Origin of the sequence: Bradyrhizobium sp. AUGA SZCCT0283 (assembly GCF_018130385.1) — a bacterium.
In the GTDB taxonomy this organism is placed as follows: domain Bacteria; phylum Pseudomonadota; class Alphaproteobacteria; order Rhizobiales; family Xanthobacteraceae; genus Bradyrhizobium.
This window is the reverse complement of the sequence record NZ_JAFCLU010000017.1, coordinates 106,681-128,496: the sequence shown is the minus strand read 5'-3', so window position 1 is coordinate 128,496 and position 21,816 is coordinate 106,681. Positions and strand designations below refer to the sequence as shown.

The following is a 21,816-nucleotide window of genomic DNA, read 5'->3' as shown; positions in this document are numbered from 1 at the left end:
TCCTCATGCGCCGAGATAGGCGGCGACGACGTCGGGATGGCGCTGCACCTCGGACGGCGAGCCCATCGCGAGCACGCGGCCGTAATTGAGCGCAATCACGCGGTCGGAGACGCGATTGACCAGCGTCATGTCGTGTTCGACCATCAGCACGGTGATGCCGAGCTCGGTCTTCATGTCGCGGATCCAGAACGACATGTCGTCGGTCTCCTCGACGTTCAGCCCGGATGACGGCTCGTCCAGCAGGATCAGTTTGGGCTCCGAGCACAGCGCACGCGCCAGCTCAATCACCTTGCGGACGCCGTAGGGCAGCCCCGAGATCAGCTTGTCGCGATAGGCTTCGAGATCGAGGAATTCGATCACCTGCTCGACGCGGCGGCGATGGACCTTTTCGCCGGCGCGCACGCTCGGCAGGAACAACAATTCCTGCCAGAGCTGCGTGGCGGAGTGCCGGTGACGGCCGACCAGGAGATTGCTCAGCATGGTCGCATTCTCGAACAATTCGATGTTCTGGAAGGTGCGGGCAATGCCGAGGCCGGCAATGTCGTAGGCCGGCTGCTCGGTAATGTCCTGGTCTTCGAAAAAGATCCTGCCCGAAGTGGGCGGATAGATCCGCGAGATCAGGTTGAAGATCGAACTCTTGCCGGCGCCGTTGGGGCCGATGATCGAGAGGATCTCGCCCTTCTCCACGGCGAAGCTGACGGAATCGACCGCCTTCAGGCCGCCGAAGTGCAAAGACAGGTTTTCCGCACGGAAGTAGCTCATCGGTTCCGCTCCGACTTCACGTAGATTTTCTGACGCTTGAAGGTGGCGCGCTTGTAGAGCGGGAACAGCTGGAAGAAGAGTTTTATCTTCAGCCAGCGCCCGTACAGACCGAGCGGCTCGAACAGCACGAACAGCACGATGATCACCCCGTAGATCGCGCCCTTGAGGCCGTTGGCGGAGGCAATGGCGGCGACATTGCTGTAGACTTTCCCTGCCGTCACGCTATCGGCTCCGAACGTCGCGGCCAGCCCTGAGATGATGCCCGGCAGGTCGTCCTTCAGATAGGTCAGGAACGGATCGATCATGACCAGGAAGATCGCGCCGAGCACCGCGCCGTGCAGGCTGAAGGTGCCGCCGATCAGGATCACGATGATGAACTCGATCGAGAGCTGCAGCGTGAACATTTCCGGGCTGATGAAGGAGAGCTTGTGCGCGAACAGCACACCGGCCAATCCGGTAATCGCCGCGCTGATCGCAAACGACTTCACCTTGTAGAGCGAGACGTTGACGCCCATGCTGCGCGCCGCCGTTTCGCTGTCGCGGATCGCGACGAAGGCGCGGCCCGTCGGCGAGCGCAGCAGGTTGAGCGTGCCGACGATGGTGAGGATCAATACGCCGAGACAAAGGAAATAGAAGGTCGGCCCATTCTGCGGCACCGCCTGCCCGAACAGGCTCAAGGTTTTGATGCGCATGCCCTCGTTGCCGTGGGTCACGCTTTCCCAGCGAGCCAGCACTTCCTCGACGATGAAAGCAAAGGAAATCGTCGCAATGACGAGATAGATGCCCGTCAGCCGCAGCGCCGGGAATCCGACCAGTGCACCGACCACGCCGGTCAACAGGCCGCCGGCCAGGAAGTAGACCGGGAACGGAACGTTGTATTGCTGCAGATAGGCCGCCGTATAGGCGCCGATCGCCAGAAAGGCGGCGTGGCCGAGCGAAGCCTGCCCGGTGAAGCCGGTGAGGATCATCAAGCCTACGCCCACCGTGGCGTAGATGCAGACGAACACCAGCTGGCTGACCAGATAGCTCGACAGCACGAACGGCGCGATCACAAGAAACGCCAGCAGGATACCGTAGGAAACGATGTAGCCGCTGTGCGGAAACAGTCTGATGTCGTCTTCGTAATCCGTCTTGAAGAGGAACCGCATTAGACTTTCTTCCGCGTATGAACACCGAACAGGCCTTCGGGCTTGAGCAACAGCACCACCAGAAGAACGATGTAGGGCGCGACGTCCTTCCAGCCCTGCGGCAGGTAGAAGCCGGCCATGCTCTCGATCACGCCGATCAGCACGCCGCCCACCACGGCGCCCGGGATGGAGCCGAAGCCGCCGAGCACCGCGGCGGGAAACGCCTTCAGGCCCAGCACGAGACCGACATTGGAATGAATGAAGGTGATTGGCGCCAGCAGCACGCCGGCAGCCGTCGCGACCGCCGCAGAGATCGCCCACACGATCGACACCACGCGCTTGACCGGAATGCCCATGTAGTAGGCAGCCAGCATGTTCTCCGAACTGGCGCGCATCGCGGTGCCGAGCGTGGTGCGGTTGAAGAACAGGTACAGCAGCGCGCAGAGGATGACGGTTGCCGCGATCACCGAGAGCTTGTCATAGGCCAAGACCAGCGAGCCGATCCGCAACACGCCGTCGCTGAACGGCGTCTCGATCTTGAAATCGTCGGTGCCCCAGATCATGCCGACCACGGAGCGCAGGAAGTATCCAAGCCCGATCGTCGCCATGATGATGGAAAACTGCGGATAGCCGAGGATCGGACGCACCACGACGCGCTCGGCCAGCATTCCGAACGCCGCCATGGCGATGACCGCGCCGGCGAATCCGAGCCAGTAATTGAGACCGAGCATGCCGATGAAGGTGAAGGCGAAGAACCCGCCCAGCATCATCAAATCGCCCTGGGCGAAATTGACGACCTCGGTTGCCTTGTAAACGAGCACAAAGCCGAGTGCGATCAAGCCGTAAACGCAGCCGAGCGCGATGCCACTCACCAGCTGCTGAACGAAGTCCAGCATCATTTCCCTCCCCGATGCCAGGCGATTCTGTCGACCGCCTTTTCCGCATCTTGTGTCTACACGCTATCGAGCATCCACGATGCCTGTAGCCGCATATGTCCCGCTGCATTGAGCCCAAAGCGTCGACCGCTGTCAACAAAGCGCTGGCCGCGGAGTTGTTAAGAATTGCGCAGAAATGCCGCAGCCCGGGAAGTTGCGGGGTTCGGCACGATTTGGGCCGCTGGATTCACCGCGCCGAAAGTTCTTCGGTCCATGTTCCTCGAACGACGAAACGAAATCGGACCGTCCCGTCATCATGCAGTCAGATGTATCGGCGCTCGAAGTGCGAGGGTTAACGAAGCGTTTTGACCGCCCCGCGGTCGACGCGCTCGACCTGACCGTTCGCGCGGGCGAATTTTACGCCCTGCTCGGCCCCAATGGCGCCGGCAAGACCACGACCTTGCGGATGGTCGCCGGCCTGCTGCGGCCCGACGCCGGCTCTGTCTCCATTTTGGGCATCGACGCACTCGCTGATCCCGTCGCCGCCAAGCAGATCATGGCATGGGTCTCCGACGAACCGATGATCTACGACAAGCTGACGCCGCTGGAATATCTCGAATTCGTCGCCGGCCTCTGGGGCATCGATCCCGCGGTTTCCGGCCCCTCGGCGCAGCAGCTTCTGGTGTCGCTCGGACTGGAGCCGCATCTGCACGAGCGCTGCGAAGGATTCTCCAAGGGCATGCGCCAGAAGGTGGCGCTGGCCGGCGCGCTGGTTCACGATCCCCGGCTGATCATCCTGGACGAGCCGTTGACCGGCCTCGATGCGCTGTCGGCGCGTCACGTCAAGGGATTACTGCAGGACCGCGTCCGTGCCGGCTGCACCGTGATCATGACGACGCATATTCTCGAAGTCGCCGAACGGATGGCCGATCGCATCGGCGTCATCGCCGCCGGCCGGCTGGTGGCCGAGGGCACGCTCACTGAGCTGCGCCAGCAGAACGGCCGCAACGATACCAGCCTCGAAGACATGTTCATCGCCCTCGTCAACACTGAGGCAGCCGCCGCATGAGTTCGGCCGCGGCGCTCAGCTGGTTTGCCCGGCACGAGATCCGTCTGGCCTGGCGCGAATGGCTGGCGATGATCGCCGGCAGCCGCGGAAAGCGAAAGCGCGCGATCATCGCCCTGATCGTGTTCGTCGCCATCATGCACCTGCCGGCCTATGCGGTGATCGGCCGCTTCGCCGATCTGCAAGCCCCGCTCGGCAAGCCTGAATTGATCGTCATCACGGCGACCATCTTCCTTGCCTGGGCCCTGATGCTGTCGCAGGCCATCGAATCCGTGACGCGGGTGTTTTACGCCCGCGCCGATCTCGACCTCATCATGTCGTCGCCTGCGAACCTCGCCAACGTGTTCTCGGTGCGGATCGCGGCGATTGCGCTGTCGGTCACCGGGATGGCGCTGTTGCTGTCGACGCCCTTTGTCGACGTTCTCGTGATTGGCGGCGGCATTAGATGGCTCTCGACGTTCGGCGTCGTCGTCGCCATTGGCCTCACCGCTGCCGCCGTGGCGATCGCGATCACGGTCGCGCTGTTCAGGTTGATCGGCCCGAGCCGCACCCGTCTCGTCGCGCAGATCGTTGCCGCCATCATCGGCGCCGGCTTCGTCATCGCGCTGCAGGTCGCCGCCATCCTTTCCTACGGTACGTTGTCACGCTTTGCGGTGCTGACCTCCGATGCCGCTGCGGCCTATGCGCCGGCGCTCGACAGCCCGCTGTGGTGGCCGGCGCGCGCGGCGATCGGCGATGGCATGGTGCTGTCGTGGCTGATGGCCGGCGGGCTCGTGCTGCTCGGCGCCGTGATGGCGGTGTTCTCGCCGAGATTTGCCGATACCGTCGTCAGTGTCGCCGCAACCGCCCGGTCCGTCCGTCGCGGAGCGCGCGCGACCGCATTTCGCGGCGGTTCGCGGCAACAGGCGCTGCGCGCCAAGGAGTTCCTGCTGCTGCGCCGCGATCCGTGGCTGTTGTCGCAGAGCCTGATGCAACTGCTGTATCTGGTGCCGCCGGCCCTGATGCTGTGGCGAAGTTTTTCCGAAAGCTCGACCGCGATCGTCTTGATCACGCCCGTGATCGTGATGGCGGCGGGCCAGCTTGCCGGCGGCCTTGCCTGGCTGACGATCTCGGGCGAAGACGCCGCCGACCTGGTCGCGACCGCGCCGCTGCAGCCGTCGCGCGTGACCCGCGCCAAGGTCGAGGTGGTGCTGATCGCAATCGGCGCCATCTTCGCGCCGCTGATCGCAGCCCTTGCCTTTGCTTCCGTGACACAGGCGATCGTCACCGCGCTCGGCGTCATCGTCGCAACCGTCTCGGCGGCTGCGATCCAGTTTTGGTTCCGCGTGCAGGCCAAACGCAGCCAGTTCCGCCGCCGCCAGACCTCGTCGCGGCCGGCGACATTCGCCGAAGCCTTCTGCTCGATCGGCTGGGCCGCGACCGCGGCGCTGGCGCTCACGATACCGATCGCCGCCGTGATCAGCGGCGCGATGACCGCGGCCATTCTCGCGGCGACGTGGAAGATCAGCCCGCGGCGGGGGTGATGAAAGCACGATCGCGCTTATTTCTGGAGGCATGGGAAGCATACAACCGCGACGATAACGTTGCCGCTCTTCGACTGATGGAGGCCGCCGCGGAACAAGGTGATCCCGTTGCTTGTTTCCATGCAGCATTCTGGCATGCAGGGAGAGAGGAAGGATTTCCGATTGACCCGGCGCGAACCGAGCACTGGCTTGGCAGACTTGAAGATCTGGCCGAGGGCGACAACGCAGAGGCTCAATGGGAGCTCGGAATGCACATTCGCTTCGGCAATCTCCAGGCTCGAAATATCGAACTAGCTAACTACTGGCTCGAACGTGCGGCCGAGAATGGATACGGCGAAGCGCAGCACCACTTGGCGTGGTATTTGGAAACCGGGCAATATGGGTATCCGGTCGATCCCGAGGGCGCACAGTCGTGGTACGGCCGAGCTTATGCGCAAGAGCACCAGGAGACGTTGTACCTCTTTGCCATAAGGCAGTTCGTCGACGGCCGCCCGAGCGAAGAGGCGCTGCGGCTGCTGAGGAAGGCGGCTGAGATGGGCTTCGAACAAGCCCGCTATGTCCTGAGGACTTATACTCACTGATTGCTGAGGCCGCGAACGCAACACTCACCGTCACGCCCACGGCGGGCGTGAGCAGCCAAACCCCGCGCAAAACTATTCTCGGTTGATCTTGAATCATTGGCTTTCCAGCCTCACTTTTCAGAGATCAAATTCGAGATTGGCCATGAGCGCGGTTGTCGTCACCACTAAAGGTCAGGTCACCCTGCGCAGGGACTTGCTTGAACAGCTAGGTGTGCGCCCCGGCGGGAAAGTCACCATAAGCAAGCTTCCCAACGGGACAATAGAGATTAAGGCAGCTCAGTCGACGGGCAAAATTTCCGATGTTTTCGGCTTCTTGAAAACGAAGCAAAAAGGCAAGTCGCTTTCAATAAACGAGATGAACGACGTTATCGCCCGAGGATGGAGTGGCAAGCGACGCTGATCTCTCCTTTGTCATGGCCGGGCTTGTCCCGGCCATCCACGTCTTTCTCGCCCAAGGAAACGAAGACGTGGATGCCGGCACAAGGCCGGGCATGACGAACTAGATGACAAAACGCCCGCGGCCGCTGGCCATGCGGCAAAGTCGACCTAAGCGCGGATCAGCTCCATGACCGCCGCTGCAAAAGCCTCCGGCGCTTCCAGCGGCATATTATGTCCGGCACCCGGCACCACGCGGTGGATGCGGCGGCCGGAGAATTTGGACGCGCTGGCGCTTCCGTCGCTCGCGGGCAGCACGCCGTCCTTGTCGCCATCCAATGTAATTGACGGCACGGAGATCGGAGGTAGCAACGCCAGCCGCCGCTGCACATCGGCATAATGCGGATCGCCTGCCGCCGCGCCGAAGCGATGGCGATAGCTGTGGATCACGACGTCGACATAATCGGGATTGTCATGCGCCCTAGCGGAGCGCTCGAAAGTGGCGTCATCGAAATCCCACTCGGGCGACCACTGCTCCCATAATATCCTGCCGATCTCACGCCGGTTGGCAGCCAGCCCGGCCCGCCCGCGCTCGGTCTGAAAATAATACTCGTACCAGAGCGCGACCTCATATTTGGGGCTGATCGGCACCGTAGCGCGCGCAAGGTCCTGGATCAGGTAGCTGTTCACGCTCACCATGCCGCGGCACCGCTCCGGCCACAGCGCGGCGGCGACGCAAGCGGCTCGGCCACCCCAATTGTGCCCGGCGAGCACCGCGCGCGGAATGCCGAGCGCATCCATCAGCGCGATCACATCGGCGCCGATGGCCGCCTGCTCGCCGGAGCGAAGCGTGGCGGAATCGCGAAAGTGCGTCGCGCCGAAGCCGCGTAAATAAGGGACGATGACGCGACAGCCCTGCGCAGCCAGTTGCGGGGCCACATCTACATAAATGTGAATGTCATAGGGAAAGCCGTGCAGGAGGATCGCAACCGGACCATCCGCGGGGCCGTCCTCATAATAGGCGATGTTGAGGACACCGGCATCGACATGCTTCAACGGCTCCATCCGCCGCGACGACGGCGCGGCCGCCGGACGCGCGGGCGCATCAGCCTGGGCGAACGCCCTGCCAGCTACTCCCGACAAGGCCGCGCCGAGCAGCAGACGGCGCCCGCGATCGACAGAATCAGACATTGCTTACGCCTTGACCAGCTCCATCACCGCCGCGGCAAACGCCTCGGGCGCCTCCTGCGGCAGATTGTGCCCGGCGCGCGGCACCACGCGGTGAACGCGGCGGCCAGTGAATTTCGCCGCGCTGGCGGTGCCATCGGTTGCCGGCGCAACGCCATCGCCGGCGCCGTCCAATGTGATCGTGGGCACGGTGATGGGAGGCAGCGCCGCCAGCCTGCGCTGGATATCGGCATAGTGCGGATCGCCGTCGGCCAGGCCAAAACGGTGGCGATAGCTGTGGATCACCACATCAACGTAATCGGGATTGTCATGGGCCATTGCAGTCCGCTCAAAGCAGGCATCGTCGAACGGCCAGTTCGGCGACCATTGCGTCCACAATATCCTGGCGATCTCGCGCCGGTTGGCGGCCAGTCCCGCGCGGCCGCGTTCGAGCTGGAAGTAATATTGGTACCAGAGCGCGACCTCGCGCTCGGGGCGCAGCGGCGTCATGGCCTTCGCAATATCCTGGATCAGATAGGAATTCACGCAGACGAGGCCAATGCAGCGCTCCGGCCATAACGCCGCGCCGACGCAGGCCGCGCGGCCACCCCAGTCATAGCCCGCGAATACCGCGCGCTTGATCCCAAGCACGTCCATCAGCGCCATCATGTCGGCGCCCATGGCCGCCTGCTCGCCCGAGCGCGGCGTCGCGGAATCGCGAAACCGGGTCGGGCCGTAGCCGCGCAAATAGGGAACGATGACACGGCAGCCCTGGGCCGCCAGTTGCGGCGCGACGTCGACATAGCTGTGAATGTCGTAGGGGAAGCCGTGCATGAGCATCACGGCCGGTCCCTCGGCGGGACCCGCCTCATAACAGGCGATGCTGAGGACACCGGCATCGACCTGGCGCAACGGCTCCAGCCGTTTCGATGACGGGGCATGCGGGGCCGAGGCGGCGGTCTTTTCAGTCACGGCGAACTCCCTGGGTGAATTTTATAATACGGCATTTGCCCGTCCCCGATGAAGCAATTCCGGCGCGCTGCCGTGCGCGAATGCCATCATGACGTCCACGGAATTCGAAGATACAGTATCGGCTGCGGCCTGTGCCGCGGATGGGTCATGCCATGATGCGATCGCTGAACGTATCCCTTGCCACAGCCCTTGCCTTCCTCGGCTCGCTGATCGGCCCAGCGGCAGCCCAGCAGCAACCCTTGCGCAGCGAATGCCTGGCGATGGCGAACGCCCCGCCGCTCGCGGTGCCGGTCAGCTTCCGGCGCATAGCCGCCAAGTCGCAGGAAGTCGCCATTACCTATGTCGGGCATTCCACTTATTATATCGACACGCCCGAGGGCGTGCGGATAGCGACCGATTTCAACGGCGCCTACCGGACCGGGCGGCTGCCCGATGTCATCACCATGAACCGGGCGCACTCGACGCACTACACTTTATTTCCCGATCCAAAAATTCCGTACGTCCTGCAGGGCTGGGGCGAGAACGGGCAGGCGGCGCATGTCTCAACGCGCGTCGGCGACGTCTATATCCGCAACGTGCCCACCGACATCCGCCGCTACTATGGCGAGGGCACCAGCGGCGCGATGATCAAGGATGGCAACTCGATCTTCATCTTCGAGGTCGCCGGCCTCTGCATCGGTCATCTCGGCCATCTCCATCACAAGCTCGACGACACGCATTTCGCGGCGATCGGCCGGCTCGACATCGTGATGGTGCCGATCGACGGCACCTATACGATGTCGCTCGACGGCATCTCCGAGATCACCAGGCGGCTACGCTCTTCCGTGGTGCTGCCGATGCACCGCTTCGCCACCCCGCTCGATGAATTCATGCGCCTGATCGGCCAGCAGTTCGTCGTCGATCAGCGGACGGAGCGGACGCTGAAGATTTCGCGAGACACACTGCCGGGAACACCGACGGTGATAATCCTGGATGGGGTGTGAGCCCGGTGCGCAAATGCCTGCCGCCGTCATTGTGAGCGCAGCGAAGCAATCCATAGTTCAGCGAGCCGAGAGATGGATTGCTTCGCTGCGCTCGCAATGACGAAAACAAAAATCAACAACACTAGGGGAGCGAAACTCATGGCCAGCACTGCACCCGCCTCGAAGAGCGGGCTCTACACCGATCCGCGCGAGGACTGGCTCGCGCAACACACCGAGGAGATCATCGATCCCGCCCGCCCGATCGTCGATCCGCATCACCATCTCTGGAACCGCGGCGGCTTGCGCTACATGATCGAGGAGATGGCGGCCGACATCGCCTCCGGCCACAACATCATCGCGACAGTCTATGTCGACTGCCGCTCGATGTACCGCGCGCACGGCCCTGAGGCGTTCCGGCCCGTCGGCGAGGTCGAGTTTGCCAATGGCGTGGCGGCGATGGCAGCAAGCGGCGGCTATGGCAAGGCCGCGATCTGCGCCGGCATCGTCAGCCACGTCAATCTGCTGCTCGGCGACGGTGCGAAGGCCGTGCTGGAGGCGGAGATCGTTGCCGGCAACGGCCGCTTCCGCGGCATTCGGCACTCGTCGGCGTGGGATGCCGATCCCAACGTGGCCGGCATGTATGCGACACGGCCGAAAGGACTGCTGCTCGACAACACCTTCCGCACGGGCTTTGCCTGCCTCGCGCCATTGGGCTTGAGCTTCGACGCCTGGCTGTTTCATCCGCAGATCGGCGAACTCACCGATCTCGCCCGCGCCTTTCCCGACACCAAAATCGTGCTCGATCATTGCGGCGGGCCGATCGGCATCGGCAGCTATGCCGGCCGGCGCGAGGAAATCTTCCCGGTGTGGAAAGCCTCGATCCAGGAAATCGCCAAATGTGAAAACGTCGTCGTCAAGCTCGGCGGACTCGCGATGTGCCTGCTCGGCTACGATTTTCATCTGCGGCCGAAACCGCCGTCTTCCGAACAAGCCGCGGCCGCATGGCGTCCCTACATCGAAACCTGCATCGAGGCCTTCGGCGCCAACCGATGCATGTTCGAGAGCAACTTCCCGCCGGATAAAGGCCAGTGCAGCTATCAGGTGATCTTCAACGCCTTCAAGCGGCTGGCCGCGCAATATAGCGAAGCGGAGAAGACGGCGCTGTTCTCCGGGACGGCGACCGGGTTTTACAAGCTGACGTTCGATTGACGTCGGCCGGCGCGACAGATCGCCTCACGCCCACTCGCCCTTGCGGAATACCGGCACGCGGCTTCCGTCGGCGTGAATGCCGTCGATATCTGTCTCGCTTGATCCGATCATCCAGTCGATGTGAATGATGCTCTTGTTGCCGCCTTGCGCCGCGATCTGCTCCGGGGTCAGCTTGTCGCCGCCGACGAAACATTTCGAGTAGCATTGGCCGAGCGCGATATGCGAGGCGGCGTTCTCGTCGAACAGGGTGTTGAAGAACAACAGCCCGCTTTTGGAGATCGGCGAGGAATGCGGCACCAGCGCCACTTCGCCGAGACGGGCCGCGCCTTCATCGGTGTCGAGCACTTTCTTCAAGACCTCCTCGCCGCGCGAGGCTTTTGCCTCGACGATGCGGCCTTCCTCGAACCGCACCGCGATGTTGTCGATCAGGGTGCCCTGATAGGACAGCGGTTTTGAGCTGACGACATGGCCGCTGACACGCCGGCAATGCGGCGTCGTGAAAACTTCCTCGGTCGGGATGTTGGCGTTGCAGGTGATGCCGTTCCTGGCGGTCGACGCGCCGCCTTCCCATTCATGGCCGTCGGCAAGCCCGATCGTCAGGTCGGTGCCGGGGCCGGAATATTTCAGCGCGTGAAAACGCTGGCCATTCAGCCAGTCGGTCCGCTCGCGCAGCACCGCGTTGTGCTTTTCCCAGGCCGCGACGGCGCCGTCCTGATCGACGCGCGACGCCGCAAAAATCGCGTCCGCCAGTTTTGCTACCGCGACGTCCTCCGGAACATCGGGGAAGACCTGCTTCGCCCAGGACGGACTCGGATAGGCGATGATGTTCCAGTTGGTTTCGAAATTGACGATCTTCTCCAGCGCCGGCTGATAGGCGATCGAATTGGCCTTGCTGGCGCGCGCCACCTTCACCGGATCCTCGCCCGACAGCAACATCGGGTTGTCGCCGACGATGGCCAGACGCGCGGTGTTGGCGGTGAACGCCTTCGCCATGCCCTCATAGAGCCAGCCGGCGGCGCGATCAAAACTGTCGTTGTGGCCGTAGCGATAGCGCGCCAGCGTGATCTCCTCATCCGACAGGAACGGGGTCACGATACCCGCGCCGGCCTTGTAGGCATGTTCGGCAATCCGGCGTACCAGCGGCAGCGCGACCGAGGGCGCGGTCAGCAGCAGGTCCTGTCCCGGCTGCAGCCGCAAGCCAACCTTCACGGCGACTTCGGCGAGGCGGTCGAGTTTCACGGGATCGATCGAGGCGGAAACGTTGCGCTGATGTGCGGTCATGATTCTCTTTGGCCAAATGGATGTCGCGGCCCCGAAGCTCGGCCCGCCAGAATCAGGCCAAGCGAGGCGTCTGAGATCACCAATAGCACAAGAATCGTTCTTCGAAACCCGACCTCGCCGATGTTCCGGAATGCAACAATGCCGAGCATGGAACCTGCAAACAGCGCCGGCAGACTGTCCAGCCCCCTCGTAAGTCGGTTAGTCAAACGGCAGCGACGGTGCCGGCGACCTCGCGTCCGCCGGACACTTCGCTTCATCGTCCGGCGCAGCAACCGACGCATGCGCCTGCGAACGAGCGAGCAGGTCGCCGCCTGCGACATGGAGGACCAGTACGAGGATGGCGATGATGGCAAGCGCAGTGATGCTGAGCGGCGTTACGTCATGCGAATTCATTCCTGGCATTCTGGCGCGCTCGGCGGATGGCGCAGGCAAGCGTATCATTTCCGTGGGCATTTCGGCTGCTCTTTTCGGCTTGTCCGGATTCCGGAACATGCCTCGCGGGACGAATCTGCGCCTGCCCGGCAATCAAATGACGGTAACGGCGCAGTACCCGTATCGCGTCGCGGCGCCGCGAACGGTGAAGCGCTTCAAGCAGGCGCGTAAAAAATCCCCTGCGCTTCGTGCGCGGCCTGGGCTCGCCTTCGGAGGAAGTACGCATTGCTGATGCCCCGCGTGCTGGTGTGTGGTTCGCGCGGGCAAAATGTCAGCGAACGCGACGAAGGGCTGTGAGATAGTTCACAGGAGCTTCGTCGCGCGAGACAAATGGACGTGAGGAAGCTTGATAAACCCTTGACACGCGCTTGAGGCGAGACGCGCTTATGTCATTCAAATGCAGGATGGCTGACGACCACCGCCCCTGGCCATTTTCAAGACCACGAGGCAGCGCGTTGCGCTCAGCTCAGCCCGCGGACGGTGAGCACAATGGCGTCGGCGCCCGCTTTCCGATCCACCGATATCTCCTGATATTCGGGAGAATTCTGAAATTCCTTCGCCGCGGCTTCATCCGGGAATTCCATGATCACGACCTTGTCGCGCAGCCATTCGCCTTCCAGCACGACCGGGTGCGCGTCCGCCACCAGCAGCTTGCCCTTGAATTTGCTGAACACACCCATGAAGCGCGACTGATAGCGGTCGTAGAGTTCGCGGCGGGTGAACTTCAGTTGGGCGATGATGTAGACGCTCATGATAGCTCCTCATCTGCGTGGCAGGTGAGCGCCCGCGCTATCAGCGATGGTCGCACCGATCAGCCACGAAACTTCTTCTTTTTCTTCTTTCCGAATGCGGGCTTCGCAGATGCTGCATTTTCATGCCGCGGCTTTCCCGCGTGCGCCTGCTCGCCTCGATCCCGCCTTTTGGTATCGTAACGCGGTTTCTTGTCAAACATCGGCTTGTCGGAGGTCTTTGGGTTTTTTCCGTGCGGCTTCGGTGTCCACGCCTGTTCACGAACCTCCTCGCGCGGCGAGGGACCTGCGAGCGCCTCGATCCGGATGTTGTCTTCCTTGTCGGGACGCCGGATCTTGATGGCAAAGGATTCCGCGGCACGGGCGGAAATCTCGAATTCGGAGGTGGTGTCCATGATGCGGATGGCACCGATGTCAGACTTGTCGATGCCGCCGCGGCGGCAGATCATCGGCAACAGCCAGCGCGCTTCCGCATTCTTCCGGCTGCCGATGGAGGCGCTGAACCAGACGCTGCCTTCGCCCATGGCGTGACGCGGCGATGATTTTCCCTTCTTCGATCGCGGCGCGGCGCTGCGATCCTCGCCGCGCGGCGGACGGCCTTCCCTTTCCCGGCCGCGATCCTCGCGGGACCGGCCACTGCCCTGCCCGGGATCGATGATATCCTCGGGCGAAGGCAATCGCGCGCGATAAAGCCGCGCCAGCGCCGCGGCGATGTCCTCCGCCGACCGCTCGGCGAGCAAGGCCTGTGCCAACGCCAGATCCTCAGGCGTCGTCTCTTCCGAAAACAGCGCATCTTTCAGCATGCGCTCCTGATCGAGCTTGCGAATTTCATCCGGCTGGGGCGCAGTGCCCCAAACCGTATCGATGCCGGCCAGGTTCAGCAGTACCTCGGCGCGCCGCCTGCGCGCCGGCGGCACCAAAATGATGCTGACGCCCTTGCGGCCCGCGCGGCCGGTACGGCCGGAGCGATGCTGCATGACTTCCGGATCATTCGGAATGTCGGCGTGAATGACGAGGTCGAGGTTCGGCAGATCGATGCCGCGCGCGGCGACGTCGGTCGCGACGCAGACGCGGGCGCGGCCATCCCGCAACGCCTGCAGTGCCTGGGTTCGCTCGTTCTGGGTCAGTTCGCCCGACAGCGCGACCACGGAGAAGCCGCGCTCCAGCAGCGTCGCCTGCAAATGCCGGACGGCTTCCCGCGTGTTGCAAAACACCAGCGCGCTCGGCGATTCGTAGAATCGCAAAATGTTGACGACGGCGTGCTCGACATCGCCGGCCGCGATCCGGATCGCGCGGTACTCGATGTCGGCATGGCCGCCCTCGTCGCCCGCAACTTCGACACGAAAGGCAGCTTGCTGATATTCCTTCGCCAGCGCCACGATGCCGCGCGGCAATGTCGCCGAAAACAGCAGCGTGCGGCGTTCGTCCGGCGTGGCCTCAAGGATGAATTCCATGTCCTCGCGAAAACCGAGATCGAGCATCTCGTCGGCCTCGTCGAGCACGATCGCCTTCAGTTCCGAAACATCGAGCCGGCCGCGCCGCAAATGGTCGCAGAGCCGCCCGGGCGTGCCGACCACGATGTGGGCGCCCGCGGCGAGTTCACGCTGCTCGCGGCGCGGATCCATGCCGCCGACGCAGGAAACCACGCGTGCTTCGGCATATTGATAGAGCCAGGCAAGTTCGCGGTGCACCTGAAGCGCCAGTTCGCGCGTTGGCGCGACGATCAGCGCCAAGGGGGCGGCGGCCCGCTCGAACCGCTCGGCTCCATCCAGCAGGTTGCTCGCAAGCGCCAGACCATAGGCGACCGTTTTGCCCGAACCGGTCTGCGCCGAAACCAGCAGGTCGCGGCCGGCCGCATCGTCGGCCAGGACGGCGGTCTGGACCTGTGTTAGCCGATCGAAGTTGCGTTCCGCCAAAGCTCGGGCGAGCGGCGGATGGGTGGGCAATAATGTCACGAGATGTCAGACCCCAGGTTGGCTCTATCAGCCGGAAAATGTTGAATACTGCCCCGAACCGAAATGGCTCGAAGCTGCGCGTTCACGAAGCGCAGCCGTACGGCCTGACCGATTTCACTGAGGTTGCGGGTGCTTTAGGCGAAAACGGGCCAATACGCCATCCATTCTTTGCAGGTCAGCCGATCACTTCTGCGACGGTTAACCTTTCACGCGGCATGCAGCGACGCTGGGAATCAGGGAATGATCGGCTACACTGCGGTTTTGAGGCGTTTTACGCCTGTTTTCACAATCAGCCGTCGTTCAAGGGGGCCGTAAACCGTGACCGCGTTCAAGACCATTCGCGCCCGGGCCGAGAAGCGCAAGGGCGGTCCCAAGGCGCTCGCCAGGCTGCTGCCGGCCAAGCCCGACCCGAAAGCGCTCGCCAAACTCGGCGACGACCGGATTCTCGCCGAAATGACCAGGCGGGTGTTCTCGGCGGGGTTTGCCTGGAGCGTGATCGAGAGCAAATGGGCAGGCTTCGAGAAGGCATTTCTCGGCTTCAAGCCCGGGCCGCTGTCACTGAAGCCGGACGAGTTCTGGGACGACCTGATGAAGGACGCGCGCATCGTCCGCAACGGCGCCAAGATCATGTCGGTCCGCGCCAATGCCAGCTTCGTGAGGGACATCGCCAGGGAGCATGGCAGCTTCGGCAAATTCCTCGCGAACTGGCCCTCATCCGACGAGGCCGGGCTGCTCGAACTGCTGGCCAAGCGCGGCAGCCGGCTCGGCGGCAATACCGGGCAGATGATGCTGCGCTTCCTCGGCTGGGATGGCTTCGTCACCTCCAGGGACGTCGTGCTGTGCCTGCGCGATGCCGGGCTCGACATCGCCGAGACCGTCACCTCCAAGCGCGATCTCGCCAAGGTGCAGGCGCAGTTCAACGCATGGGCCGAGGAGACCGGGCTTTCCTACGTGCAGCTCTCGCGGATTTGCGCGTTGTCGATCGGCGAGAATTATGCGGCGGAGAAGCTCGAGAGCATGATGGGCGGTGATTGATGGGTATCGCTGCGCTCCACCCGTCCTACGCATCGTCACCGGCCAATCAGATCACGAAGAATCCATGCGTGGCGTCGCGGCGGAGTTGCTCGACGAGGCCGTACTCCCAGTCGAGATAGGCCTGCATCGCGCTTTCCTTGATATCGGTGCCCTCATAGGGACGACGGTAGCGATGTGACGGATCGGGCTTTGGGATCACAAGCGGCGGGCCGATCTCGAGCGTGCCGTCATAGCCGCCTTCGAGCACATAGGTTTCCCATCCCATCTGCGCGAGCCAGGACGCGGTCATGTCGGCGCGGACTTTCAAATTGTCCGTCAGCACGATGCGCGCGCCGCGCACCGGGGCGGCCATGTCGATCTCCTGCACCAGTTGCCCGCCGGGGTAATGGCGGAAGCCCGCGAGATGGCCGGCGGCATATTCCTCCTCCGAGCGCACATCGAAGCGATACAGCGTGCGGTCGGCCTGCGCCTGCAGTGCCGCGATTTCCTTAAACCCGATACGCCGGACGCCGGCGCGATAGGCGACGTCGCGCGCGTTGGCCTCGCCGCCTGCGATGGCGCCGATCTCGCCGCGCCTGCCCGCACCATGTTCGAGGTTCTGTTTGGCCAACGTCCAGCCGATCGTGCCGTTGCGCAGCGCCCGCACCTTGTTGGTGACGCCGGCATTGATCAGCGATTGCGTCCCGATGATCGAGCGGGTACGGCCGGCGCAATTGACGATAATGGTGGTTTCGGGGTCCGGCGCGGCGCGGCCCGCGCGCAGCACCAGCTCCGCGCCGGGCACGCTGATCGAGCCCGGGATATTCATGGTCGCGTACTCGTCGAACCGGCGGACATCGAGGATTTGAATGTTGGCGCCATTCGCCATCAGGGCGCTGACTTCCTCGGCAGCCAGTGAAGGCGTGTGGCGGCGATGCTCCACCAGTTCGCCGAAGGCCTTGGCATAGGAATTGACGTCCTGGAACAGCTCAAAGCCCGCCTGCTTCCAGCCCTGCAGCCCGCCATCGAGCTGGTGGATGTTGCTGTAGCCCAGGGCTTTCAGGCGATCCGCCGCTACGCCGACGAGGTCTTCGCCGTCATCATAGAGGACGACCGGAACGTCCTTGCGCGGCAACCGCGCTTCGGCTTCCAGCGCGATCCGGTCGGCCGCCATGTTGGCGGCGAACAGGGGATGGCCGGTGGCGAAGACGGCCTCGTGCCTGACATCGAGCAGTGCGATTTCATCGCGCAGCAGCAGCGCGGTGCGGACTTGCTGGGGAGTGACGGAGGCACCCGTCATGGACGGGGATTTTGAAAACGGCATATGATGGCTTCCAGAATGGGCACCTTGGGAAGGCTATGGATCTCAAACAATTGCGGACTTTCCGGGCCGTAGCCGAACTCGGAAGCCTCAGCAAGGCCGCCGACCGGCTGCGCGCCGCCCAGCCCGCGCTCAGCCGGCACATCAAGCTGCTCGAGCATGAATTGCGCGTCGAGCTGTTCGTCCGCAACGGGCGCGGCATGCTCTTGACCAGCGCAGGCCGGATGCTGCTCGACCGCACCACCGGGCTGATCCGCCAGATCGAACAGGTCAGCGACGACCTCAAATCGGCCAACGGCAATCCGTCGGGCCGCGTCATCCTCGGGCTGGTGCCGACGGTGAGCGCGGTGCTGTCCGGACGGTTCGCCCGCCGCGTCATCAACGAATTTCCCGACGTCTCGCTGCGCATCGTGGAGAGCTATGGCGGGCATCTGGTCGAGTGGCTGCACCGCGGTGAAATGGATCTCGCGATCATCTACGGCCCCGCGGTGGATCTGCATCTTCAGGTCCAGTCGATCGGCCGCGAGGATATCGTCGCCGTCGGACCGCCGGGGTCGGGGCTGAACAAGCGAAAGCAGGTCGACCTCAAATGGCTGGTGAAGCAGAAGCTGATCCTGCCGAGTATCTCGCATGGCTTGCGGGCGCTCTTGGAGAAGGCGCTGGCGCGCGAGAAATTGAAGCTCGACGCGATGATCGAGGTCGATTCTTATCGGGCGCAGATCAGCCTGATGGAGGAAGGGCTCGGCTACACGCTGCTGCCGCCGTCGGCCATCCGCACCGAGGTCGCGGCGAAACGGCTGGAGATGGCGGCCGTCAGCCCCTCGGTGTCGCGCGAACTGATCCTGGCCTCGCCGATCGCCCATCCGCCGTCGATCGCGACGACGACGATTGCGACGCTGATTGTGTCGGAGATTCAGCATCTCTCCAGGGAAGGGCTGTGGAAGATCAACATGACGGCGTAGCGCCACTCCTCAATTAAACAGCGCCTCGTCTCCCAGCACCGATTGCCGGAAACGCGTCGTCAGAATCACGCCATCCGCCGGCGGCATCACGAAGACCAGCGCCTCGGGATTGATCTTGATCTGCGCGAAGGCCGTTCCCCTTCTCTCATGGGCGAGGTCGCGCAGTTCGGTGACTTCGGCCATCGTGCGGACGATACGCGAGGTGCGGATGCCGCAGGCGGTGGCGATGGCGGCGAGGTCGACACCGGAAGCAGTGGGCGTTTTCTGCATGCCGGTTTCGCCAAAACGCTCATTGTCGAGGACGGCGATCGTCAGATTCTTCGGCGCTTCCACCGCGATTGACGCGAGCGAGCCGACATTCATCAGCATCTCGCCGTCGCCGGTGACGACGAGCACCTTGCGCTTCGGCTGCGCCAGCGCCAGCCCGAGCCCGATCATGGAGGCGCCGCCCATCGCGCCCCAGAGCGGGAAATTGTTGGGATGATCGCCGGCGGCGGAGACATCCCAGTTCGGCGCGCCGAGGCCGGCGATGACGAGGAGATCGGCGCGATCGCGCAACAATTCGTTGACGACGTCCCGGCGGTGCAGAAGCGCGTTGGGATTGGTCATTTGCGGGCAAGCTCCTTGAAATTCTTGGCGCCGAGCACGCGCTGTCCGATCAGGACCGCCACCGGCTTCCAGGTATTGAAAGCGAGGTGCGCCGCGCCCTGCACGGTGGAGGCGACGAGATCAGGCTCGTCCACCTTTTTCACGATCACGCCCATCGCCTCCAGCGAGGGCCGCGTCCCCTGCCCCATCGGGATCTGCCACGGATTGAACTCGCCCCAATCGCCCCGCATGGTGACGATCATCAACAGCGGCATGTGGCAAATGACGGGCAGCGACAGCATGTTGATGCAGTTGCCGACACCGCTCGATTGCAGCAGCAGAACGCCGCGCTCGCCGCCGAGCCACGCGCCCGCCAGCATCGCCACGCCTTCCTCTTCCGTCGTCAGCGTTACGACGCGTGTTTCGGGATCGGCCTCGAAGGAGCGGATCAGGCGGCTGTGGCCGGCATCCGGCACCATCGCGACCTGACGAATGCCGGCGTCCTTAAGCACACGATAGATCTCGTCCGGCCACGTCGGCAGCGCCGGCACCGCCTCGCTCCGTGATTTTGCTGCTTCCGCCATCGGGCTCAATTTCCTCTGCGCTTCCGGGGGTAATTGGCATGGACAATAGGTCGCGGCACAGGGACAAGGAATTTGAATGTGAGCATGGCTTCTATCGCGAAATTGAAAGGCTGGGGTGAGCGGCCGGCGACGTGGGTGAAAGCTAAAGCACGCCGTGTGCGGTGGGACGATGGCGCGGTCCGAAACTCAGGGATCACTTCCCGTCATTGCCAGCGGAGCGAAGCAACCCATGGCGCGGCAAGCGGAGAGGTGGATTGCTTGGCTGCTCTCGCAATCACGGCTGGATATGACTTCGCCGTACGCTTCATGTGCGGTCGTCTTGCGCACATTTCGTGTCCATCGCTCCCCCGCACCCACGTCCGTACATTGAAATCGTTTGAGAAAATAGCGTGGAAGCGCGGGCCTTTGACGGCATCAAAGCCGTGCGGATCACCGCAACCTTGGCGGGCAGTCCGACAACTTTGTTCTTGATTTGTTCGATTGCATCCGGCAGCTTTGCTTCAGTTCATTTTCGGGAGTTTTCCATGAACGGCGTTGAAGCTGGTTACGTTCGGCTCGTTATTCATGACGACAAAGATACCCCGCAGGAATTTGTCATCGGCCTTCTACGCTCGGTCTTCAACCAATCGGTGAGCGACGCCATCGAACTGATGGCGACGATCGAGATCAGGGGCAAGGCCGTCTGTGGAACGTATCCGCGTGCCGTCGCACAGGCGCTGCTGCAGGCCTCACAAGAACGCATCCTGGCGTCGGGCCATCGGCTGGTGATGACAGCCGAAGCCGGCGAGAATGTCGAAGCGGATCGTTGCAAGCTATGCGGCAATTTCGCCGGTGATAAAATCCGTTTGGTGCGCATGACGACGCTGATCTGCGACGACTGCACCTTGGCTGTCACGGATAATTTGATCGACGTCACGCGAACAAAGCAGTTCCACTTTGCCAGCGCGGCCATCGAGTGGCATTTCGCCGGAATTCCCCAAGATCAATTGATCGCGACGTCGCGACAGTTTCCCGGGCATATGCGGCCTGACGTTCAGGCTGCAGTGGACAAGCTGTTTTCGGCCTCGCCGCTCCGTTTTTTCGGCATTCACGAGCGTCACCGCTACGAAACGCTCACATTCGCTTCGCTGAGCCGGTTTGGGGACGTCGCGCATGCCATTGCGCCGGCGCAATATCAGGAAGTCGAGATCGGCGAGGCCGAGCCGGTGAAATGCCTCGACAATGGATTGTGGCTGTGCGTCGCCGATGACCTGCGCTATGCGGTGTTACTCTCGGCTCACCGCGAGCATGGCGAAGAAGCGGGCGTTCGCATCGAAATCCTGGCTCCTGCCGGTTCGGCAAGTGCGGAGTTTGTGAGGCGCTCATTTTCCGATATCGAGAAAGCGGTCGACGCCGCCCATTGTTACCGCGGTAAGGTTCTCTCCTTTGACGCGGGCGCAAATTATCGGGGAAGCTCGCGAGGACTTATGGTCCACAGGCTCCCTCCCGTTGAACGCGCGAACGTGATTCTGCCCGAGGCGACGTTGAAGTTGCTTGACCGCAATGTCCTGAACTTTGTGGAAGACCGCACACAACTGCGCCGACTCGGACAGTCTACCCGCAAGGGCATCCTGCTGTATGGACCGCCCGGCACCGGAAAGACGCATACCATCCGTTATCTCGCCAGCAACCTCCCCGGCCACACAACATTGATCATCACGGCGGGCCAGATCGCGTTGCTCGGGGCCTACATGAACCTTGCCCGCCTGCTGCAGCCGACCATGGTCGTGATCGAGGACGTCGATCTCATCGCGCGCAATCGCGAGACGATGGGACCTTGCGAGGAGACACTGCTGAACAGGCTTCTCAATGAAATGGACGGTTTGAAAGAGGATGCCGACATTCTTTTTATCCTCACCACCAATCGACCCGAACAACTCGAGGGTGCGCTGGCCAATCGACCGGGCCGGATCGATCAGGCGATCGAAATCCCGCTACCTGACGACGCCAGCCGCAAGAAGCTGATCCAGCTCTACGGCAAGGGGTTGGCGCTCGATGAGGCCCTCGTCAGCGAGGCCGCCGGGCGCACCAAGGGCGTCAGCGCCGCCTTCATCAAGGAATTGATGCGGCGCACCGCGCAGGCCAGCATCGGCCGGGATGTCGGGACAACGATCCGATTGGCCGACATCGGCGAAGCACTCGATGACATGCTGTTCGCGAGTGGCAAGCTTAACGTCAAGCTGCTCGGAGGGGCGCAGGAAGCGCACCAGGAGATGATCAATGGATGAATGGACTGAGACACCGATGTAGATCGAAGCGACGCCAAGTCGCT

At 63.0% G+C, this 21,816-nt stretch carries 21 protein-coding genes; 10 read left to right on the top strand and 11 right to left on the bottom strand.

The annotated features are described in order from the left end of the window. Positions 1–3: 3 nt before the first annotated feature. From JQ624_RS23055 to JQ624_RS23045, 3 genes are read right to left on the bottom strand one after another with little or no spacing between them, the layout of a single operon-like run. The gene (locus JQ624_RS23055; protein WP_212421193.1) at positions 4–762 is read right to left on the bottom strand and encodes an ABC transporter ATP-binding protein; all 759 of its coding nucleotides are present in this window, start codon (positions 760–762) and stop codon (positions 4–6) included. After that, positions 759–1,910 (bottom strand): branched-chain amino acid ABC transporter permease, encoded by a 1,152-nt coding sequence (locus tag JQ624_RS23050; RefSeq protein WP_212421192.1) that lies wholly within the window; start codon positions 1,908–1,910, stop codon positions 759–761. The genes JQ624_RS23055 and JQ624_RS23050 overlap by 4 nt, the downstream gene beginning before the upstream one ends. Then, positions 1,910–2,785: a branched-chain amino acid ABC transporter permease gene (locus tag JQ624_RS23045; protein WP_212421191.1), complete on the bottom strand. Its 876-nt coding sequence runs from the start codon at positions 2,783–2,785 to the stop codon at positions 1,910–1,912. Before JQ624_RS23045 ends, JQ624_RS23050 begins: the two co-directional genes overlap by 1 nt. 295 nt (positions 2,786–3,080) lie before the next feature. Between JQ624_RS23045 and JQ624_RS23040 the strand changes: the two genes are divergently transcribed. From JQ624_RS23040 to JQ624_RS23025, 4 genes are all read left to right on the top strand, one after another. Further along, entirely contained in the window at positions 3,081–3,833 is a 753-nt protein-coding gene (locus JQ624_RS23040; protein ID WP_212421190.1) for an ABC transporter ATP-binding protein, read from the top strand. Next, positions 3,830–5,353 carry a permease gene (locus tag JQ624_RS23035; RefSeq protein WP_212421189.1) on the top strand — a complete coding sequence of 508 codons (1,524 nt, stop codon included), beginning with the start codon at positions 3,830–3,832 and terminating at the stop codon, positions 5,351–5,353. The genes JQ624_RS23040 and JQ624_RS23035 overlap by 4 nt, the downstream gene beginning before the upstream one ends. Then, positions 5,353–5,934, top strand: a complete 582-nt coding sequence (locus tag JQ624_RS23030; protein ID WP_212421188.1) for a tetratricopeptide repeat protein — start codon at positions 5,353–5,355, stop codon at positions 5,932–5,934. Before JQ624_RS23035 ends, JQ624_RS23030 begins: the two co-directional genes overlap by 1 nt. A 142-nt stretch (positions 5,935–6,076) precedes the next feature. Continuing rightward, positions 6,077–6,334, top strand: a complete 258-nt coding sequence (locus JQ624_RS23025; protein ID WP_212421187.1) for an AbrB/MazE/SpoVT family DNA-binding domain-containing protein — start codon at positions 6,077–6,079, stop codon at positions 6,332–6,334. Positions 6,335–6,480: 146 nt separating this feature from the next. Here the strand turns inward: JQ624_RS23025 and JQ624_RS23020 are convergent, their stop codons facing one another. Together JQ624_RS23020 and JQ624_RS23015 are read right to left on the bottom strand one after the other, a co-directional pair. Then, on the bottom strand, positions 6,481–7,500 hold the full coding sequence (locus tag JQ624_RS23020; protein ID WP_212421186.1) for an alpha/beta fold hydrolase: 1,020 nt from the start codon (positions 7,498–7,500) through the stop codon (positions 6,481–6,483). A gap of 3 nt (positions 7,501–7,503) precedes the next feature. Beyond that, positions 7,504–8,388 carry an alpha/beta fold hydrolase gene (locus JQ624_RS23015; RefSeq protein WP_212421235.1) on the bottom strand — a complete coding sequence of 295 codons (885 nt, stop codon included), beginning with the start codon at positions 8,386–8,388 and terminating at the stop codon, positions 7,504–7,506. 212 nt (positions 8,389–8,600) lie between these two features. Here JQ624_RS23015 and JQ624_RS23010 point away from each other — a divergent pair, with 212 nt between their 5' ends. After that, on the top strand, positions 8,601–9,431 hold the full coding sequence (locus tag JQ624_RS23010; RefSeq protein WP_212421185.1) for an MBL fold metallo-hydrolase: 831 nt from the start codon (positions 8,601–8,603) through the stop codon (positions 9,429–9,431). A 138-nt stretch (positions 9,432–9,569) separates the two neighbouring features. Continuing rightward, positions 9,570–10,619: an amidohydrolase gene (locus JQ624_RS23005; RefSeq protein ID WP_249130003.1), complete on the top strand. Its 1,050-nt coding sequence runs from the start codon at positions 9,570–9,572 to the stop codon at positions 10,617–10,619. Between the two features lie 24 nt (positions 10,620–10,643). Here the strand turns inward: JQ624_RS23005 and JQ624_RS23000 are convergent, their stop codons facing one another. Beyond that, a complete protein-coding gene (locus JQ624_RS23000) occupies positions 10,644–11,900 on the bottom strand; it encodes an aminopeptidase (protein ID WP_212421183.1) in 1,257 nt (418 codons plus the stop codon). A gap of 337 nt (positions 11,901–12,237) precedes the next feature. On the opposite strand from JQ624_RS23000, the gene JQ624_RS22995 reads away from it, so the two are divergent. Then, on the top strand, positions 12,238–12,564 hold the full coding sequence (locus JQ624_RS22995; protein WP_212421182.1) for a hypothetical protein: 327 nt from the start codon (positions 12,238–12,240) through the stop codon (positions 12,562–12,564). Positions 12,565–12,793: 229 nt separating this feature from the next. Here the strand turns inward: JQ624_RS22995 and JQ624_RS22990 are convergent, their stop codons facing one another. Together JQ624_RS22990 and JQ624_RS22985 are read right to left on the bottom strand one after the other, a co-directional pair. After that, a complete protein-coding gene (locus JQ624_RS22990) occupies positions 12,794–13,084 on the bottom strand; it encodes a DUF1330 domain-containing protein (RefSeq protein ID WP_212421181.1) in 291 nt (96 codons plus the stop codon). 59 nt (positions 13,085–13,143) lie between these two features. Continuing rightward, the gene (locus JQ624_RS22985) at positions 13,144–15,036 is read right to left on the bottom strand and encodes a DEAD/DEAH box helicase (protein ID WP_212421180.1); all 1,893 of its coding nucleotides are present in this window, start codon (positions 15,034–15,036) and stop codon (positions 13,144–13,146) included. A gap of 318 nt (positions 15,037–15,354) precedes the next feature. On the opposite strand from JQ624_RS22985, the gene JQ624_RS22980 reads away from it, so the two are divergent. Continuing rightward, positions 15,355–16,071 (top strand): DNA-3-methyladenine glycosylase I, encoded by a 717-nt coding sequence (locus JQ624_RS22980; RefSeq protein WP_212421179.1) that lies wholly within the window; start codon positions 15,355–15,357, stop codon positions 16,069–16,071. A gap of 46 nt (positions 16,072–16,117) precedes the next feature. On the opposite strand, the gene JQ624_RS22975 is transcribed toward JQ624_RS22980, so the two are convergent. Further along, on the bottom strand, positions 16,118–17,350 hold the full coding sequence (locus tag JQ624_RS22975) for a rhodanese-like domain-containing protein (protein WP_212421234.1): 1,233 nt from the start codon (positions 17,348–17,350) through the stop codon (positions 16,118–16,120). Between the two features lie 59 nt (positions 17,351–17,409). Between JQ624_RS22975 and JQ624_RS22970 the strand changes: the two genes are divergently transcribed. Then, positions 17,410–18,333, top strand: a complete 924-nt coding sequence (locus JQ624_RS22970; protein ID WP_212421178.1) for a LysR substrate-binding domain-containing protein — start codon at positions 17,410–17,412, stop codon at positions 18,331–18,333. Positions 18,334–18,342: 9 nt separating this feature from the next. Here the strand turns inward: JQ624_RS22970 and JQ624_RS22965 are convergent, their stop codons facing one another. Together JQ624_RS22965 and JQ624_RS22960 are read right to left on the bottom strand one after the other, a co-directional pair. Beyond that, positions 18,343–18,942, bottom strand: coding sequence for a thiamine pyrophosphate-dependent enzyme (locus JQ624_RS22965; protein ID WP_212421177.1), 600 nt, complete (start codon positions 18,940–18,942; stop codon positions 18,343–18,345). Next, positions 18,939–19,505, bottom strand: coding sequence for a thiamine pyrophosphate-binding protein (locus tag JQ624_RS22960; RefSeq protein ID WP_212421176.1), 567 nt, complete (start codon positions 19,503–19,505; stop codon positions 18,939–18,941). Before JQ624_RS22960 ends, JQ624_RS22965 begins: the two co-directional genes overlap by 4 nt. A gap of 389 nt (positions 19,506–19,894) precedes the next feature. Here JQ624_RS22960 and JQ624_RS22955 point away from each other — a divergent pair, with 389 nt between their 5' ends. Next, on the top strand, positions 19,895–21,772 hold the full coding sequence (locus JQ624_RS22955) for an ATP-dependent Clp protease adaptor ClpS (protein ID WP_312014479.1): 1,878 nt from the start codon (positions 19,895–19,897) through the stop codon (positions 21,770–21,772). Positions 21,773–21,816 lie beyond the last annotated feature (44 nt).

Bases quoted from the DNA above. Each gene is read 5' to 3' on its own strand.
- JQ624_RS23055 (WP_212421193.1), bottom strand. From the start codon at position 762: ATGAGCTACTTCCGTGCGGAAAACCTGTCTTTGCACTTCGGCGGCCTG.
- JQ624_RS23050 (WP_212421192.1), bottom strand. From the start codon at position 1,910: ATGCGGTTCCTCTTCAAGACGGATTACGAAGACGACATCAGACTGTTT.
- JQ624_RS23045 (WP_212421191.1), bottom strand. From the start codon at position 2,785: ATGCTGGACTTCGTTCAGCAGCTGGTGAGTGGCATCGCGCTCGGCTGC.
- JQ624_RS23040 (WP_212421190.1), top strand. From the start codon at position 3,081: ATGCAGTCAGATGTATCGGCGCTCGAAGTGCGAGGGTTAACGAAGCGT.
- JQ624_RS23035 (WP_212421189.1), top strand. From the start codon at position 3,830: ATGAGTTCGGCCGCGGCGCTCAGCTGGTTTGCCCGGCACGAGATCCGT.
- JQ624_RS23030 (WP_212421188.1), top strand. From the start codon at position 5,353: ATGAAAGCACGATCGCGCTTATTTCTGGAGGCATGGGAAGCATACAAC.
- JQ624_RS23025 (WP_212421187.1), top strand. From the start codon at position 6,077: ATGAGCGCGGTTGTCGTCACCACTAAAGGTCAGGTCACCCTGCGCAGG.
- JQ624_RS23020 (WP_212421186.1), bottom strand. From the start codon at position 7,500: ATGTCTGATTCTGTCGATCGCGGGCGCCGTCTGCTGCTCGGCGCGGCC.
- JQ624_RS23010 (WP_212421185.1), top strand. From the start codon at position 8,601: ATGATGCGATCGCTGAACGTATCCCTTGCCACAGCCCTTGCCTTCCTC.
- JQ624_RS23005 (WP_249130003.1), top strand. From the start codon at position 9,570: ATGGCCAGCACTGCACCCGCCTCGAAGAGCGGGCTCTACACCGATCCG.
- JQ624_RS23000 (WP_212421183.1), bottom strand. From the start codon at position 11,900: ATGACCGCACATCAGCGCAACGTTTCCGCCTCGATCGATCCCGTGAAA.
- JQ624_RS22995 (WP_212421182.1), top strand. From the start codon at position 12,238: ATGGCGATGATGGCAAGCGCAGTGATGCTGAGCGGCGTTACGTCATGC.
- JQ624_RS22990 (WP_212421181.1), bottom strand. From the start codon at position 13,084: ATGAGCGTCTACATCATCGCCCAACTGAAGTTCACCCGCCGCGAACTC.
- JQ624_RS22975 (WP_212421234.1), bottom strand. From the start codon at position 17,350: ATGACGGGTGCCTCCGTCACTCCCCAGCAAGTCCGCACCGCGCTGCTG.
- JQ624_RS22970 (WP_212421178.1), top strand. From the start codon at position 17,410: ATGGATCTCAAACAATTGCGGACTTTCCGGGCCGTAGCCGAACTCGGA.
- JQ624_RS22965 (WP_212421177.1), bottom strand. From the start codon at position 18,942: ATGACCAATCCCAACGCGCTTCTGCACCGCCGGGACGTCGTCAACGAA.
- JQ624_RS22960 (WP_212421176.1), bottom strand. From the start codon at position 19,505: ATGGCGGAAGCAGCAAAATCACGGAGCGAGGCGGTGCCGGCGCTGCCG.